Source organism: Pseudomonas sp. NPDC088414 (assembly GCF_044753325.1).
Taxonomy (GTDB): Bacteria; Pseudomonadota; Gammaproteobacteria; order Pseudomonadales; family Pseudomonadaceae; genus Aquipseudomonas.
Genome location: NZ_JBIVMY010000025.1, coordinates 897 through 17022, shown reverse-complemented (window position 1 = coordinate 17022; position 16126 = coordinate 897). Strand labels below are relative to the sequence as shown.

The 16126-nt window shown below is 58.5% G+C and carries 13 protein-coding genes; 12 read left to right on the top strand and 1 reads right to left on the bottom strand.

Going from position 1 to position 16126, the window contains the following annotated elements; all coding sequences use genetic code 11:
• The first annotated feature begins 194 nt into the window (after positions 1–194).
• The 8 genes from grpE (at position 195) to ACIP8I_RS19620 (ending at position 10666) form a co-directional block, all read left to right on the top strand.
• Positions 195–761 (top strand): nucleotide exchange factor GrpE, encoded by a 567-nt coding sequence (gene grpE, locus ACIP8I_RS19655; RefSeq protein ID WP_007961425.1) that lies wholly within the window; start codon positions 195–197, stop codon positions 759–761.
• Between the two features lie 102 nt (positions 762–863).
• A complete protein-coding gene (dnaK, locus tag ACIP8I_RS19650; protein ID WP_003221521.1) occupies positions 864–2780 on the top strand; it encodes a molecular chaperone DnaK in 1917 nt (638 codons plus the stop codon).
• A gap of 297 nt (positions 2781–3077) precedes the next feature.
• Complete coding sequence (gene dnaJ / locus ACIP8I_RS19645; RefSeq protein ID WP_400763169.1) at positions 3078–4202, top strand: molecular chaperone DnaJ; 1125 nt, start codon at positions 3078–3080, stop codon at positions 4200–4202.
• A 9-nt stretch (positions 4203–4211) separates the two neighbouring features.
• Positions 4212–5018, top strand: a complete 807-nt coding sequence (gene dapB / locus ACIP8I_RS19640; protein WP_108591473.1) for a 4-hydroxy-tetrahydrodipicolinate reductase — start codon at positions 4212–4214, stop codon at positions 5016–5018.
• 257 nt (positions 5019–5275) lie between these two features.
• The gene (gene carA / locus ACIP8I_RS19635) at positions 5276–6412 is read left to right on the top strand and encodes a glutamine-hydrolyzing carbamoyl-phosphate synthase small subunit (protein WP_027610776.1); all 1137 of its coding nucleotides are present in this window, start codon (positions 5276–5278) and stop codon (positions 6410–6412) included.
• Positions 6413–6538: 126 nt separating this feature from the next.
• On the top strand, positions 6539–9760 hold the full coding sequence (carB, locus tag ACIP8I_RS19630) for a carbamoyl-phosphate synthase large subunit (RefSeq protein ID WP_400763166.1): 3222 nt from the start codon (positions 6539–6541) through the stop codon (positions 9758–9760).
• Positions 9757–10233 carry a transcription elongation factor GreA gene (gene greA / locus ACIP8I_RS19625; RefSeq protein ID WP_003221530.1) on the top strand — a complete coding sequence of 159 codons (477 nt, stop codon included), beginning with the start codon at positions 9757–9759 and terminating at the stop codon, positions 10231–10233. The genes carB and greA overlap by 4 nt, the downstream gene beginning before the upstream one ends.
• Positions 10234–10261: 28 nt before the next feature.
• Positions 10262–10666, top strand: coding sequence for an MFS transporter (locus ACIP8I_RS19620; RefSeq protein ID WP_400763164.1), 405 nt, complete (start codon positions 10262–10264; stop codon positions 10664–10666).
• 9 nt (positions 10667–10675) lie between these two features.
• Here the strand turns inward: ACIP8I_RS19620 and ACIP8I_RS19615 are convergent, their stop codons facing one another.
• Positions 10676–10984, bottom strand: a complete 309-nt coding sequence (locus ACIP8I_RS19615; protein ID WP_003221534.1) for a YhbY family RNA-binding protein — start codon at positions 10982–10984, stop codon at positions 10676–10678.
• 101 nt (positions 10985–11085) lie between these two features.
• Between ACIP8I_RS19615 and rlmE the strand changes: the two genes are divergently transcribed.
• The 4 genes from rlmE to glmM all read left to right on the top strand — a co-directional run bounded on the left by rlmE (position 11086) and on the right by glmM (position 16039).
• A complete protein-coding gene (rlmE, locus tag ACIP8I_RS19610) occupies positions 11086–11715 on the top strand; it encodes a 23S rRNA (uridine(2552)-2'-O)-methyltransferase RlmE (protein ID WP_003221536.1) in 630 nt (209 codons plus the stop codon).
• Between the two features lie 202 nt (positions 11716–11917).
• Positions 11918–13825: an ATP-dependent zinc metalloprotease FtsH gene (gene ftsH / locus ACIP8I_RS19605; protein WP_045122149.1), complete on the top strand. Its 1908-nt coding sequence runs from the start codon at positions 11918–11920 to the stop codon at positions 13823–13825.
• Positions 13826–13833: 8 nt separating this feature from the next.
• Positions 13834–14685, top strand: a complete 852-nt coding sequence (folP, locus tag ACIP8I_RS19600) for a dihydropteroate synthase (protein ID WP_400763161.1) — start codon at positions 13834–13836, stop codon at positions 14683–14685.
• A 16-nt stretch (positions 14686–14701) separates the two neighbouring features.
• Positions 14702–16039 carry a phosphoglucosamine mutase gene (gene glmM / locus ACIP8I_RS19595; RefSeq protein ID WP_400763159.1) on the top strand — a complete coding sequence of 446 codons (1338 nt, stop codon included), beginning with the start codon at positions 14702–14704 and terminating at the stop codon, positions 16037–16039.
• The last annotated feature ends 87 nt before the right edge of the window (positions 16040–16126 follow it).

Below are 16126 nucleotides of genomic sequence, written 5' to 3'. Positions count from 1 at the left end.
GTTTCGGCCTGACAATGCCCTCGCTTAGCTCGATTTGCTTGATCCGATCAAATGCTTAGTCCGAGCGGGAATGACAATGCAGCACTTTTTTGTAGGGTTAATCATTGCAGGCCCTTGAAGCCTGATTTTGCGGCCCCATATATCGGGGCAGAAGCGCGAGTACAGCTCGCGGACGTAATTGAAAGGAGAATTCTATGGCTGACGAACAGACAGTAGATACGCAAAATCCAGAAGCCAATCAGGCGCCCGAGACTTCGGGTGACGACCTGGCGACCCGTGTACAAGTGCTCGAAGAGCAGTTGGCCGCCGCGCAGGATCAGTCGCTGCGCGTAGCTGCCGATCTGCAGAACGTCCGCCGCCGTGCCGAGCAGGATGTCGAGAAGGCGCACAAGTTTGCGCTGGAAAAATTCGCCGGTGACCTGCTGCCGATCGTCGACAGCCTGGAGCGCGGCCTCGAGCTGTCGAGTCCGGACGACGAAAGCATCCGCCCGATGCGCGAAGGCATCGAGCTGACCCTGAAAATGTTCCACGACACCCTCAAGCGTTATCAGCTTGAAGCGATCGATCCGCATGGCGAACCGTTCAACGCCGTTCACCATCAGGCGATGGCCATGCAGGAAAGCGCCGACGTCGAACCGAACAGCGTTCTGAAGGTGTTCCAGAAGGGCTACCAGCTCAATGGTCGCCTGTTGCGTCCGGCCATGGTTGTGGTCAGCAAGGCGCCGGCGCCAATTTCGCCTTCGATTGACGAGAAGGCTTGAAATTAGCCGCAAGGCCCCCATTTAGAAGTCAAGCGTTTAAGTATTACCGCAGTTAGCCACCACTGCTGCGGCAACAAAATCCAAAGTTTCGGGAGAGTGAACATGGGCAAAATTATCGGTATCGACCTGGGGACTACCAACTCCTGCGTCTCCGTGCTGGAAAACGGCGTAGCCAAAGTTATCGAAAACGCCGAAGGCGCGCGTACCACGCCGTCGATCATCGCTTACGCCAACGATGGTGAAATCCTCGTTGGTCAGTCGGCCAAGCGTCAGGCAGTGACCAATCCGCACAACACCCTGTACGCGGTGAAGCGTCTGATCGGTCGCAAGTTCGACGAAGAAGTCGTACAGAAAGACATCAAGATGGTCCCGTACAAAATCGCCAAGGCTGACAACGGCGACGCCTGGGTTGAAGTGAACGGCCAGAAAATGGCGCCGCCACAAATCTCGGCTGAAATCCTGAAGAAGATGAAGAAGACCGCCGAAGACTACCTCGGCGAGCCTGTGACCGAAGCGGTAATCACCGTTCCGGCCTACTTCAACGACAGCCAGCGTCAGGCGACCAAAGACGCCGGCCGCATCGCCGGTCTGGACGTTAAACGTATCATCAACGAACCAACCGCAGCGGCTCTGGCTTACGGTATGGACAAGGCCAAGGGCGATCACACCGTGATCGTTTATGACCTGGGTGGCGGTACTTTCGACGTTTCCGTGATCGAGATCGCTGAAGTTGACGGCGAGCACCAGTTCGAAGTGTTGGCCACCAACGGTGACACCTTCCTCGGCGGTGAAGACTTCGACATTCGTCTGATCGACTACCTCGTTGACGAATTCAAGAAAGAAAGCGGCATGAACCTCAAAGGTGACCCGCTGGCCATGCAGCGCCTGAAAGAAGCCGCTGAGAAAGCCAAGATCGAGCTGTCGTCCGCTCAGTCGACCGACGTCAACCTGCCGTACATCACTGCAGACGCTACCGGTCCTAAGCACCTGAACGTGAAGATTTCGCGTGCCAAGCTCGAAGCACTGGTTGAAGACCTGGTTCAGCGCACCATCGAACCTTGCCGTATCGCCATGAAAGACGCCGGTATCGACGTTGGCGCGATCAACGACGTGATTCTGGTCGGCGGTCAGACCCGTATGCCGCTGGTACAGAAGCTGGTTACTGATTTCTTCGGTAAAGAAGCACGTAAAGACGTGAACCCGGACGAAGCGGTTGCAATGGGTGCTGCGATTCAGGGCGCCGTTCTGGCCGGTGACGTGAAAGACGTTCTGCTGCTCGACGTCAGCCCGCTGACCCTGGGTATCGAAACCATGGGTGGCGTGATGACCGCGCTGATCGAGAAAAACACCACGATTCCTACCAAGAAATCGCAAGTGTTCTCGACTGCCGATGACAACCAGGGCGCTGTGACCATTCACGTTCTGCAAGGTGAGCGTAAGCAAGCCGCACAGAACAAGTCTCTGGGCAAGTTCGACCTGGCCGACATTCCACCCGCTCCACGTGGCGTGCCGCAGATCGAAGTGACCTTCGACATCGACGCCAACGGCATCCTGCACGTCGGCGCGAAAGACAAGGCGACCGGTAAAGAGCAGAAGATCACCATCAAGGCCAACTCCGGTCTGTCGGATGAAGAAATTCAGAAGATGGTTCGCGATGCCGAGCTGAACGCCGAGGAAGACCGCAAGTTTGCTGAGCTGGCTGAATCCCGTAACAAGGGTGATGCACTGGTTCACTCGACTCGCAAAATGGTTACCGAAGCGGGCGACAAGGTCAGCGCTGAAGAGAAGACCGCGATCGAAGCTGCCGTGGTTGCACTGGAAGCCGCTGTGAAAGGCGACGACAAGGCTGCCATCGAAGCGAAGATCGAAGAGCTGTCGAAAGTCTCGGCTCCGGTTGCTCAGAAGATGTACGCCGAACAGGCTCAGCCTGCTGAAGGCGCGGCACCGCACGACGAGAAAGCTGAAAAGGCTGACGATGTTGTCGATGCCGAGTTCGAAGAAGTCAAAGACCACAAGTAAGTTGTTGGTCGGCCGGTTGACTGCCTTGCGGCGGTGACTGGTAGGATGTCGCCGCGCGGGAGCTTGCTCCCGCGTTGGCGTATCTGGAATACACGAATTTTTACAGCATGCGACAAGGTTCGCCTGCTGCTGGTATGGCCGGGAATGCTCCTGCTTTTCGCGCCGCAAGTACCAAATGAAACAAAGACCAGGATCGTTGAATTGACGTGAGTTGGGTCCGGGCCTGTATTGGGGCTCAACGAGTTTGGCCATCCTCAGGAGGGGTTTGCCGGACGTCCTCAAGAGTGCAAAAGAATTATGGCAAAGCGTGACTATTACGAAGTATTGGGTGTTGAGCGTGGTTCAAGCGATGCAGACCTGAAGAAGGCCTATCGTCGTCTGGCGATGAAGCATCACCCGGATCGTAATCCCGATGACAAAGCGTCGGAAGAACTGTTCAAAGAGGCCAACGAGGCCTACGAAGTATTGTCCGATTCGAGCAAGCGCGCGGCGTACGACCAGTACGGTCATGCTGGCGTCGACCCAAGCATGGGTGGCGGTGGCGCCGGTTTCGGCGGGCAGAATTTCTCGGACATCTTTGGCGATGTCTTCAGTGACTTCTTCGGTGGCGGTCGCGGCGGTTCCCGTGGCGGCGCCCAGCGTGGCAGCGATCTGCGCTACACCCTGGAGCTGAATCTGGAAGAAGCGGTGCGCGGCACTACCGTGAATATCCGCGTTCCGACACTGGTCAATTGCAAGCCATGCGATGGTTCCGGCGCGAAGAAAGGCTCGTCGCCCTCGACCTGCCCGACCTGCGGCGGCATCGGTCAGGTGCGCATGCAGCAAGGCTTCTTTTCGGTGCAGCAGACCTGTCCGCGTTGCCATGGCCAGGGCAAGATCATTTCCGATCCGTGCGATTCCTGCCACGGCGACGGTCGCGTTGAAGAGTACAAGACCCTGTCGGTCAAAGTGCCGGCAGGCGTTGATACCGGCGACCGCATTCGTCTGTCCGGCGAAGGCGAAGCGGGTACTCAAGGTGGCCCGACTGGCGACCTGTACGTGGTGATCAACGTGCGCGAGCACGACATATTCCAGCGCGATGGCAAACACCTGTTCTGCGAAGTGCCGATCAGCTTCGTTGATGCGGCGCTCGGCGGCGAACTGGAAATCCCGACCCTCGACGGTCGCGTCAAACTGAAAATCCCTGAAGGCACCCAGACCGGCAAGCAGTTCCGCGTACGCGGCAAAGGCGTGGCGCCGGTGCGGGGCGGTGGTGCGGGCGACTTGATGTGCCGTGTAGCGGTCGAGACCCCGGTCAATCTGAACCGTCGTCAGCGCGAATTGCTCGAAGAGTTCCGCAGCTCGCTGGCGGATGACAACAGCCATTCGCCAAAAACCACCGGTTGGTTCGATGGTGTGAAGCGCTTATTCGGCGATCTGTAAGGAGTCGGCATGCGACGTATAGCTGTGATGGGCGCCGCCGGGCGCATGGGCAAGATTCTGGTCGAGGCCGTGCAGCAGCGCGCGCCGTTGACCGGCCTGACCGCGGCGATCGTTCGTCCCGGCAGTACGCTGATCGGGGTGGATGCCGGTGAGCTGGCTTCGCTGGGTCGCATCGGCGTGCCATTGTCCGGCAATCTTGAGTCGGTGGCTGAAGAGTTCGATGTGCTGATCGATTTCACCCTGCCGGAAGTGATGCTGAAAAACCTCGCCTTCTGTCGCAAGGCCGGCAAGGCCATGGTCATCGGCACCACCGGGCTCGACGCTGCGCAGAAGCAGCTGCTGGCCGAGGCGGGCAAGGATATTCCGATCGTGTTCGCGGCCAACTTCAGTGTCGGGGTCAATCTGTCGCTGAAGCTGCTCGAAATGACCGCCCGGGTGCTGGGCGATGATGCCGACATCGAAATCATCGAAGCGCATCACCGGCACAAGATTGATGCGCCTTCGGGCACGGCGCTGCGCATGGGTGAGGTGATCGCCGATGCGCTGGATCGTGATCTGCAGAAAGTCGCGGTCTATGGCCGTGAAGGCCACACCGGTGCGCGCGAGCGGGAAACCATCGGTTTCGCCACCGTTCGCGGCGGTGATGTGGTCGGTGATCACACCGTGCTGTTTGCCTGCGAAGGTGAGCGTCTGGAGATCACGCATAAGGCTTCCAGTCGCATGACATTCGCCAAGGGTGCGGTGCGTGCGGCGTTGTGGCTGGATGCTCGCGAGCCGGGTCTGTATGACATGCAGGATGTGCTCGACCTGCATTGATTGACTGTTTCACCCAGCGCAAACGCCCGGTTTGCGCTGGTTTTTCTACACCGCGCGACGGCCTGTCGCATTCTCCGGCCTTTTAGGCTCTTTAGCGGTGGACCAAAAAAGCCTTTTTCTGTAAGCTACAGCTTTAGTGTGTCCACTAAAAGCGCGCAGAATAATTCAGTGAAGAAGCGGGGTGACGTGTCCATACGTCACTCCGCTTTTTTACAACCTGCGATTGCCCTTTCATGCGTTATTTACGGGAGGTCTTCTTGACTAAGCCAGCCATACTCGCCCTTGCTGATGGCAGCATTTTTCGCGGCGAAGCCATTGGAGCCGACGGTCAAACCGTTGGTGAGGTGGTGTTCAACACCGCAATGACCGGCTATCAGGAAATCCTTACCGATCCTTCCTACGCCCAACAGATCGTTACCCTGACTTATCCGCACATCGGCAACACCGGCACCACGCCGGAAGATGCCGAGTCCGACCGCGTATGGTCCGCTGGTCTGGTTATCCGTGACCTGCCGCTGGTAGCGAGCAACTGGCGTAACACGATGTCCCTGTCCGACTACCTGAAAGCCAACAACGTTGTGGCAATCGCCGGTATCGACACCCGTCGCCTGACTCGCATCCTGCGTGAAAAAGGCGCTCAGAACGGCTGCATCATGGCCGGCGACAACATCTCCGAAGAGGCGGCCATCGCCGCGGCGCAAGGCTTCCCAGGCCTGAAGGGCATGGATCTGGCCAAAGTCGTCAGCACCAAGGAAAAGTACGAATGGCGCTCGACTGTCTGGGACTTGAAGACCGATAGCCACGCGACCATCGAAGCGTCCGAGCTGCCATACCACGTGGTTGCCTACGACTACGGCGTCAAACTGAACATCCTGCGCATGCTGGTCGAGCGCGGCTGCCGCGTCACCGTGGTGCCGGCACAAACCCCGGCGGCCGACGTACTGGCGCTCAAGCCGGACGGCGTGTTCCTGTCCAACGGCCCTGGTGATCCGGAGCCTTGCGACTACGCGATCAAGGCGATCAAGGAAGTGCTGGAAACCGAAATTCCGGTCTTCGGCATCTGCCTCGGTCACCAGCTGCTGGCTCTGGCCTCTGGCGCCAAGACCCTGAAAATGGGCCACGGCCACCACGGTGCCAACCACCCGGTACAGGATCTGGACACTGGCGTCGTGATGATCACCAGCCAGAACCACGGTTTTGCAGTTGACGAAGCGACCCTGCCGGCCAATGTGCGTGCGATCCACAAATCGCTGTTCGACGGCACCCTGCAAGGCATCGAGCGCACCGACAAGAGCGCGTTCAGCTTCCAGGGCCACCCTGAAGCGAGCCCGGGGCCGAACGATGTGGCGCCCCTGTTCGACCGCTTCATCAACGAGATGGCCAAGCGACGCTAAGCGTTCGCCTTGAGACTGTAGCGAGAAGCCCTCGAGGGCGGCCCCGACATCGGTGGCGCCCCTCAGGGCTTCAGAAATCGATCAAGACGGCTTGCCGACTGACCTGCGGATTTGAGTGACAAACCCATGCCAAAACGTACAGACATTAAAAGCATCCTGATTCTCGGCGCTGGCCCGATCGTTATCGGCCAGGCCTGCGAATTCGACTACTCCGGCGCCCAGGCCTGCAAAGCCCTGCGCGAAGAGGGTTACCTCGTCATCCTGGTGAACTCCAACCCGGCCACCATCATGACCGACCCGGACATGGCCGACGCCACGTACATCGAGCCGATCAAGTGGCAGACCGTGGCCAAGATCATCGAAAAAGAGCGTCCGGATGCGGTGCTGCCAACCATGGGCGGCCAGACTGCACTGAACTGCGCCCTGGACCTGGAGCGCGAAGGCGTTCTGGAAAAATTCGGCGTGGAAATGATCGGCGCCAATGCCGACACCATCGACAAGGCTGAAGACCGTTCGCGTTTCGACAAGGCCATGAAATCCATCGGCCTGGAATGCCCGCGTTCCGGTATCGCCCACAGCATGGAAGAAGCCAACGCCGTCCTTGAGCGTCTGGGCTTCCCGTGCATCATCCGTCCGTCCTTCACCATGGGCGGCACCGGTGGCGGTATCGCGTATAACCGTGAAGAGTTCGAAGAAATCTGCGCCCGCGGTCTGGACCTGTCGCCGACCAAGGAACTGCTGATCGACGAGTCGCTGATCGGCTGGAAAGAATATGAGATGGAAGTTGTCCGTGACAAAAAGGACAACTGCATCATCGTCTGCTCGATCGAGAACTTCGATCCGATGGGCGTGCACACCGGTGACTCGATCACCGTTGCTCCGGCACAGACCCTGACCGACAAGGAATACCAGATCCTGCGTAACGCCTCGCTGGCGGTACTGCGCGAGATCGGCGTCGAGACCGGCGGTTCCAACGTGCAGTTCGGTATCTGCCCGGACACCGGCCGCATGGTCGTGATCGAGATGAACCCGCGTGTGTCGCGTTCTTCGGCACTGGCTTCGAAAGCCACCGGTTTCCCGATCGCCAAGGTCGCGGCCAAGCTGGCTGTGGGCTACACCCTCGACGAACTGTCGAACGACATCACCGGCGGCAAGACTCCTGCGTCCTTCGAACCGTCGATCGACTACGTCGTGACCAAGCTGCCACGTTTCGCCTTTGAGAAATTCGCCAACGCTGACGCCCGTCTGACCACTCAAATGAAGTCGGTCGGTGAAGTCATGGCCATCGGCCGCACCTTCCAGGAATCCCTGCAGAAAGCCCTGCGCGGTCTGGAAGTCGGCGTTTGCGGTCTGGACGAGAAGCTCGACCTGAGCAATCCGGAAAGCATGAGCATCCTCAAGCGCGAGCTGACCGTGCCGGGCGCCGAGCGTATCTGGTACGTGGCGGACGCATTCCGCGCCGGCATGACCGTCGAAGACATCTTCGGCATGAACATGATCGATCCGTGGTTCCTGGTGCAGATCGAAGATCTGATCAAGGACGAAGAGAAGGTCAAGACCCTCGGTCTGTCCGCCATCGACCGCGACCTGATGTTCAAGCTCAAGCGCAAAGGCTTCTCCGATCAGCGTCTGGCCAAACTGCTGGGTGTGACCGAGAAGAACCTGCGTACTCATCGTCAAAAACTGGAAGTGTTCCCGGTCTACAAGCGCGTTGATACCTGCGCCGCCGAGTTCGCCACCGACACCGCTTACCTGTACTCGACGTACGAGGAAGAGTGCGAAGCCGCGCCGTCCGGTCGCGACAAGATCATGATTCTGGGTGGCGGTCCGAACCGTATCGGCCAGGGCATCGAGTTCGACTACTGCTGCGTACATGCCGCCCTCGCACTGCGCGAAGACGGCTACGAAACCATCATGGTCAACTGCAACCCGGAAACCGTTTCCACCGACTACGACACGTCCGACCGTCTGTACTTCGAGCCGGTAACCCTGGAAGACGTGCTGGAAATCTGCCGCGTCGAGAAGCCGAAAGGCGTGATCGTCCAGTACGGCGGCCAGACTCCGCTGAAACTGGCGCGTGCCCTGGAAGCCGCTGGCGTGCCGATCATCGGTACCAGTCCTGATGCCATCGACCGTGCCGAAGACCGTGAGCGCTTCCAGCAAATGGTTGAGCGCCTGAACCTGCGTCAGCCGCCAAACGCCACCGTGCGCAGCGAAGACGAAGCCGTTCGCGCTGCCGCGAAAATCGGTTATCCGCTGGTGGTGCGCCCGTCCTACGTATTGGGCGGCCGCGCGATGGAAATCGTTTACAAGGAAGACGAACTCAAGCGCTACCTGCGTGATGCGGTGCAAGTGTCCAACGACAGCCCGGTGCTGCTCGACCACTTCCTCAACTGCGCCATCGAAATGGACGTGGATGCGGTCTGCGACGGTAAAAACGTGGTGATCGGCGCGATCATGCAGCACATCGAACAAGCGGGCGTTCACTCCGGTGACTCCGCGTGCTCGCTGCCGCCGTACTCGCTGCCGGCACACATCCAGGACGAGATGCGCGAACAGGTCAAGAAAATGGCCCTGGAACTGGGCGTTGTCGGCCTGATGAACGTGCAACTGGCGCTGCAGGGCGAAGACATCTACGTCATCGAAGTCAACCCGCGCGCTTCGCGTACCGTACCGTTCGTGTCCAAGTGCATCGGTGTCTCTCTGGCGATGATCGCTGCTCGCGTGATGGCCGGTAAGACTCTGAAGGAAATTGGCTTCACCAAGGAAATCATCCCGAACTTCTACAGCGTGAAGGAGGCGGTGTTCCCGTTCGCCAAATTCCCTGGCGTTGACCCGATCCTCGGCCCAGAGATGAAGTCCACCGGTGAAGTGATGGGCGTCGGCGACACCTTCGGTGAAGCGTTCGCCAAGGCCCAGATGGGCGCGAGCGAAGTGCTGCCGACCGGCGGCACCGCGTTCATCAGCGTGCGTGACGACGACAAGCCGCTGGTTGCAGGCGTGGCCCGTGATCTGATCAACTTGGGCTTCGAAGTGGTCGCGACTGCCGGCACTGCCAAGCTGATCGAAGCCGCAGGCCTGAAAGTGCGTCGTGTGAACAAGGTGACCGAGGGTCGTCCGCACGTGGTCGACATGATCAAGAATGACGAAGTCACCCTGATCATCAACACCACCGAAGGCCGTCAGTCGATCGCTGATTCCTACTCCATTCGTCGTAATGCCCTGCAGCACAAGATCTACTGCACCACCACCATTGCTGCGGGCGAGGCTATCTGTGAAGCTCTGAAGTTCGGTCCCGAGAAGACCGTACGCCGCTTGCAGGATCTACACGCAGGATTGAAGGCATGATCAAATACCCAATGACCGTCCAGGGCGCGAAAGCCCTGGAAGAAGAACACGCTCACCTGACCAAGGTCGTTCGTCCGAAGCTCAGCCAGGATATCGGTACGGCTCGCGAGTTGGGTGACCTGAAGGAAAACGCTGAATACCATGCCGCCCGCGAACAGCAAGGCATGGTCGAGGCGCGGATTCGTGACATCGAAGGCCGGATCCAGAATCAGGTCATCATCGATGTCACGACTATCCCGCACACCGGCAAAGTGATCTTCGGTACCACCGTCGAAATCGCCAACGTCGAGACTGATGAGAGCGTCACTTACCACATCGTGGGTGAGGATGAGGCTGACTTCAAACTCGGCAAGATTTCGGTCGGCTCGCCTTTGGCCCGTGCCTTGATCGGCAAGGAAGAGGGTGATGTGGTTGCCGTGAAAACGCCGAGTGGCGTTATCGAGTACGAGATTGTCGAAGTCCGTCACATCTGAAGGCAGGCGCCCGCTACGTGCGGGCGCCATGCTTTGGCAGCTGACCCAGATGTTGTGGGTTGGCGGCTACTGGTTGATTCATCTCGGTTTGCGACCGGTGTTGGGCAAGATTGGCCTGGCCCCGTTGCTGATCGATGAGATTGCCGATGCGTTCGAAATGCCGGTGGTGGGTTTTGCCGCCGCATGCGTGATTTTTCAGGCTTTGGTGCTGGTACAGGCCGATGGCCTTGCCAGTCTATGGCGGGATTTTCGCGGGCAGGTGTTGCTGATGGCGTTGTTTGCGTGTGCGATGTTTGTCGCCGTGCATGTCGGCTGGCCGCAAGCGCAGCGCTGGCAGGAATTCAGTTTTCTGGTGCTGGGCTTTTCCGGTCTGGTGCTGGTGTTGCAACCGCTGCCGGGATGGAGTGGCAGGGTGCGCGAAGCACACCCTTGACCCTTGTCATCACTTGAAGCGATGAACGTTCGACAGCTGCTTGTTGACGCTGAAGTTCTTGCGGTAAACCAGTGCCATCTTGCCGATGACCTGCACCAGGTCCGCTTTGCCGACCTTGCACAGTTCTGCAATGTGCGCCAGGCGCGACTCGCGATCGAGGATATTGAGCTTGATCTTGATCAGCTCGTGATCCGCCAGTGCGCGTTCGAGTTCGGCTAATACACCTTCAGTCAGACCGTTGTCCGCCACCGTCAAAACCGGCTTCAGGTGGTGGCCAATGGATTTGTACTGTTTCTTCTGCTCTGGAGTGAGCGGCATAATCTGACCCTTTCGTCTGGATTCTGTAAAATGGCGGCCATTTTACCCGAGGGTTCGTGGATCCGCCCAATTAATCACGACCCTTATCATCGAGGTGCCCAATGGCGCGTTCCAAGACAAGCCTTGGTTGGCTGAAACGACATGTCAACGATCCTTATGTGAAGCAGGCGCAGAAGGATGGCTACCGCTCGCGTGCGAGTTACAAGCTTCTGGAGATCCAGGAGAAATACAAGCTGATCCGTTCCGGCATGAGCGTTGTCGATCTGGGCGCGGCGCCCGGCGGCTGGTCGCAGGTCACCAGTCGGCTGATCGGAGGCCAGGGGCGTCTGATCGCCTCGGACATCCTGGAAATGGACAGCATCCCGGACGTGACTTTCATCCAGGGTGACTTCACCGAGGACGAAGTGCTCGCGCGGATCCTTGAAGCGGTGGGTAATTCGCAGGTTGACCTTGTGATTTCCGATATGGCCCCCAATATGAGTGGTACGCCTGAAGTGGACATGCCCAAAGCCATGTTCCTTTGTGAGCTGGCGCTTGATCTGGCGGAGCGGATACTCAAACCGGGTGGCAATTTCGTGATCAAGATTTTTCAGGGTGAAGGGTTTGATGTCTACCTGAAGGATGCTCGCAAGAAATTCGACAAGATCCAGATGATCAAGCCGGATTCTTCCCGAGGCAGCTCCCGCGAGCAATATATGCTGGCTTGGGGTTACCGCGGTGGTAACGAGTAAAACGAGGTTTTTTGCCGGGGCGATAGGTTTTTCGTATTTTGCCCCGCGTGCATAAGCGAATATTGTGTAGAAAGTGTTTCACAAAGGGTTACAGACGGCGCCTGCCAGAGTTGTAGGTAATGTAGTAAGTTAGGCCGGTGAATATCATGCGAAGCGCGCGCCAGTAGCGGAGCTTGCTTCAGAGGGTAGTTTATTGAACGATATGGCAAAGAATCTGATCCTGTGGTTGATCATCGCGGCAGTCCTCGTGACGGTGATGAACAACTTCTCCAGCCCTAACGAGCCGCAGACCCTCAACTATTCCGACTTCATCCAGCAGGTCAAGGATGGCAAGGTCGAGCGCGTAGCCGTTGACGGCTATGTAATTACCGGCAAGCGCAATGATGGCGACAGCTTCAAGACCATTCGTCCGGCGATCCAGGACAATGGCCTGATCGGCGACCTGGTCGACAACCATGTTGTGGTCGAAGGCAAGCAACCTGAGCAGCAAAGCATCTGGACTCAACTCCTGGTGGCCAGCTTCCCGATCCTGGTGATCATCGCGGTGTTCATGTTCTTCATGCGCCAGATGCAGGGCGGTGCCGGCGGCAAGGGCGGGCCGATGAGCTTTGGCAAAAGCAAGGCGCGTCTGCTGTCCGAAGATCAGGTGAAAACCACTCTGGCTGACGTTGCCGGTTGCGACGAAGCCAAGGAAGAAGTCGGCGAGCTGGTTGAGTTCCTGCGTGATCCGGGCAAGTTCCAGCGCCTGGGTGGTCGTATTCCTCGCGGCGTATTGATGGTCGGTCCTCCGGGTACCGGTAAAACCTTGCTGGCCAAGGCGATTGCCGGCGAAGCGAAGGTACCGTTCTTCACTATTTCCGGTTCCGACTTCGTTGAAATGTTCGTGGGTGTTGGTGCAAGCCGCGTTCGCGACATGTTCGAGCAGGCCAAGAAGCACGCGCCGTGCATCATCTTCATCGACGAAATCGACGCCGTCGGTCGCCATCGTGGCGCCGGCATGGGCGGCGGTCACGACGAGCGTGAACAGACTCTCAACCAGTTGCTGGTGGAGATGGACGGCTTCGAAATGAATGACGGCATCATCGTGATCGCTGCCACTAACCGTCCTGACGTACTCGACCCTGCGCTGTTGCGTCCGGGCCGTTTCGACCGCCAGGTTGTTGTAGGTTTGCCGGATATCCGTGGTCGCGAGCAGATCCTCAAGGTCCACATGCGCAAAGTGCCAATGGGTGATGACGTGGCTCCTGCCGTTATCGCGCGTGGTACTCCTGGCTTCTCCGGTGCTGATCTGGCCAACCTGGTCAACGAAGCGTCGCTGTTCGCTGCACGCAGCGGCAAGCGCATCGTCGAAATGAAAGAATTCGAGCTGGCAAAAGACAAGATCATGATGGGCGCCGAGCGCAAATCCATGGTCATGTCCGAGAAAGAGAAGCAGAACACCGCTTATCACGAGGCCGGTCACGCTATCGTCGGTCGCGTCGTACCTGAGCATGATCCGGTCTACAAGGTCTCGATCATTCCTCGTGGTCGTGCGCTGGGTGTGACCATGTTCCTGCCGGAAGAGGATCGCTACAGTCTGTCCAAACGTGCGTTGATCAGTCAGATCTGCTCGCTGTACGGTGGCCGTATCGCCGAAGAAATGACCCTTGGTTTCGACGGTGTGACCACCGGTGCTTCCAACGACATCATGCGTGCCAGTCAGATTGCGCGGAACATGGTGACCAAGTGGGGGCTGTCGGAAAAACTCGGTCCGCTGATGTACGCCGAAGAAGAGGGTGAAGTGTTCCTCGGTCGCGGCGGTGGCGGTCAGGCCGCAAGCTTCTCCGGTGAGACGGCCAAACTGATCGACTCCGAGGTGCGCAGCATCATCGATCAGTGCTACGGCACCGCCAAGCAGATCCTCACGGACAACCGTGACAAGCTGGATGCGATGGCCGATGCGCTGATGAAGTACGAAACCATTGATGCCGAGCAGATCGACGACATCATGGCGGGTCGTACGCCTCGCGAACCGCGTGACTGGACAGGTGGCACGGGTACGCCTCCGCCTCCAGTGATTCAGGATGAGCGTCCGGAAACACCGATCGGCGGTCCGGCTGCTGACGTTTAAGGTTTGAAATGACTTCTGCACAGTCCCTGACCCGGTTGCCTTGCGGCAACCGGGTTCTTGATTTGGCCCGGACGCATGTCATGGGCATTCTCAATGTCACTCCCGACTCTTTTTCCGACGGCGGCCGGTACAACCAGCTCGACGTGGCCTTGCGTCACGCCGAAGCCATGGTGGTTGCAGGCGCGACGTTGATCGACGTCGGTGGCGAATCGACCCGGCCTGGCGCGCGGGCGGTCTCACCGCTGGAGGAGTTGGAGCGCGTAGCTCCGATCGTGGAGCTCATCAATCGCGAGCTGGATGTGGCCATCTCGGTTGATACTTCGACACCTGCGGTGATGCGTGAAACGGCGCGCCTGGGTGCCGGGTTGATCAATGATGTGCGTTCGCTGCGCCGCGATGGCGCGCTGGATGCCGCAGCCGCGACCGGGTTGCCGGTCTGTCTGATGCACATGCTCGGTGAGCCGGGTGACATGCAGGACAATCCGCATTATCAGGACGTTACCCGGGAAGTGGGTGAGTTTCTGGCGGAACGAATGGCTCAATGTGCGGCGGCGGGCATTCCTGCCGAGCGGATCATTCTTGATCCCGGTTTCGGCTTCGCCAAAACCCTGCAGCACAATCTAAGCTTGTTCAAGCATATGGAAGCCCTGCACGCGCTGGGGCGTCCGCTATTGGTCGGTGTCTCACGCAAAAGCATGATTGGCCAGGCGCTGAATCGTCCAGTGGGCGAGCGTCTGCACGGCGGTCTCGCACTGGCGGCATTGGCATCGGTTAAAGGCGCACGTATCTTGCGTGTCCATGATGTGGCGGAAACGGTAGACGTGGTGCGCATGCTCGCAGCCGTGGAATCAGCCGAATAAGAATGATGGAGCACTTATGAGCAAGAAATACTTTGGTACTGACGGTATTCGTGGCCGTGTCGGTGAATATCCGATCACTCCTGACTTCATGCTCAAGCTCGGCTGGGCGGCGGGTATGGCCTTTCGCAAGATGGGCGCCTGCAAGGTGCTGGTCGGCAAGGACACGCGCATCTCTGGCTACATGTTCGAATCGGCGCTTGAAGCAGGCCTGACATCGGCGGGCGCCGATGTGATGTTGCTCGGTCCGATGCCGACGCCGGCGATTGCCTATCTGGCGCGCACGTTCCAGGCCGAAGCCGGGATCGTGATCAGTGCCTCGCACAATCCGCATGACGATAACGGCATCAAGTTCTTCTCCGGCAAAGGCACCAAGCTGCCTGATGAGCTGGAGCTGATGATTGAAGAGCTGCTCGATACCCCGATGACAGTGGTCGAGTCGAGCAAGATCGGCAAGGTGTCGCGCATCAACGACGCTTCCGGTCGCTACATTGAATTCTGCAAAAGCAGCGTGCCGACCGGTACCAGTTTTTCCGGTTTGAAGATCGTTATCGACTGTGCACACGGTGCGACCTACAAGGTTGCTCCGAGTGTCTTTCGTGAGTTGGGTGCGGAAGTGGTCGTGCTCTCGGCTCAACCCAATGGTCTGAACATCAATGATAATTGCGGTTCGACCCATATGGGTCAGCTGCAAGCTGCCGTTCTCGCTGAGCATGCTGATCTGGGTATCGCCTTTGACGGTGACGGTGATCGGGTGCTGATGGTTGATCATACGGGCGCCATCGTTGATGGCGACGAGTTGTTGTTCATCATCGCGCGCGATCTGCACGGGCGGGGCAAATTGCAGGGCGGCGTAGTCGGCACGCTGATGAGTAACCTCGGTCTGGAGCTCGCTCTGGCAGAACTCTCGATTCCGTTCATTCGCGCCAACGTAGGCGACCGTTACGTGATTGCCGAGCTGCTCGAGCGTAACTGGCTGGTCGGTGGTGAGAACTCGGGGCATATCGTCTGCTTCAATCACACCACCACGGGTGATGCGATCATTGCAGCGCTGCAGGTGCTGATGGCGCTTAAAACCCGAAACGAAGGGTTGGCGCAAACGCGTCAGGCCTTGCGCAAGTGCCCTCAGGTACTGATCAATGTGCGTTTTGGGGGCGGTGAAAGTCCGCTTGAGCATCCGGCTGTCAAGGAAGCCAGTGCGCGTGTCACCCAGGCAATGGCCGGGCGTGGCCGGGTACTTTTGCGCAAGTCCGGCACAGAGCCTTTGGTGCGCGTGATGGTCGAAGGTGAGGATGAAGCTCAGGTTCGTACCTATGCCGAGGAACTGGCAAAACTGGTAAGTGAAGTTTCTGCCTGATTCGGCTTGCCAGCCATGATTGTGTTGGGTAACATCTGCGCCCACTTTGACCGACGAGGTACAGCATGCGTCGCCCTATGGTAGCTG

Bases quoted from the DNA above. Each gene is read 5' to 3' on its own strand.
- grpE (WP_007961425.1), top strand. From the start codon at position 195: ATGGCTGACGAACAGACAGTAGATACGCAAAATCCAGAAGCCAATCAG.
- dnaK (WP_003221521.1), top strand. From the start codon at position 864: ATGGGCAAAATTATCGGTATCGACCTGGGGACTACCAACTCCTGCGTC.
- dnaJ (WP_400763169.1), top strand. From the start codon at position 3,078: ATGGCAAAGCGTGACTATTACGAAGTATTGGGTGTTGAGCGTGGTTCA.
- dapB (WP_108591473.1), top strand. From the start codon at position 4,212: ATGCGACGTATAGCTGTGATGGGCGCCGCCGGGCGCATGGGCAAGATT.
- carB (WP_400763166.1), top strand. From the start codon at position 6,539: ATGCCAAAACGTACAGACATTAAAAGCATCCTGATTCTCGGCGCTGGC.
- greA (WP_003221530.1), top strand. From the start codon at position 9,757: ATGATCAAATACCCAATGACCGTCCAGGGCGCGAAAGCCCTGGAAGAA.
- ACIP8I_RS19620 (WP_400763164.1), top strand. From the start codon at position 10,262: ATGCTTTGGCAGCTGACCCAGATGTTGTGGGTTGGCGGCTACTGGTTG.
- ACIP8I_RS19615 (WP_003221534.1), bottom strand. From the start codon at position 10,984: ATGCCGCTCACTCCAGAGCAGAAGAAACAGTACAAATCCATTGGCCAC.
- rlmE (WP_003221536.1), top strand. From the start codon at position 11,086: ATGGCGCGTTCCAAGACAAGCCTTGGTTGGCTGAAACGACATGTCAAC.
- ftsH (WP_045122149.1), top strand. From the start codon at position 11,918: ATGGCAAAGAATCTGATCCTGTGGTTGATCATCGCGGCAGTCCTCGTG.
- folP (WP_400763161.1), top strand. From the start codon at position 13,834: ATGACTTCTGCACAGTCCCTGACCCGGTTGCCTTGCGGCAACCGGGTT.
- glmM (WP_400763159.1), top strand. From the start codon at position 14,702: ATGAGCAAGAAATACTTTGGTACTGACGGTATTCGTGGCCGTGTCGGT.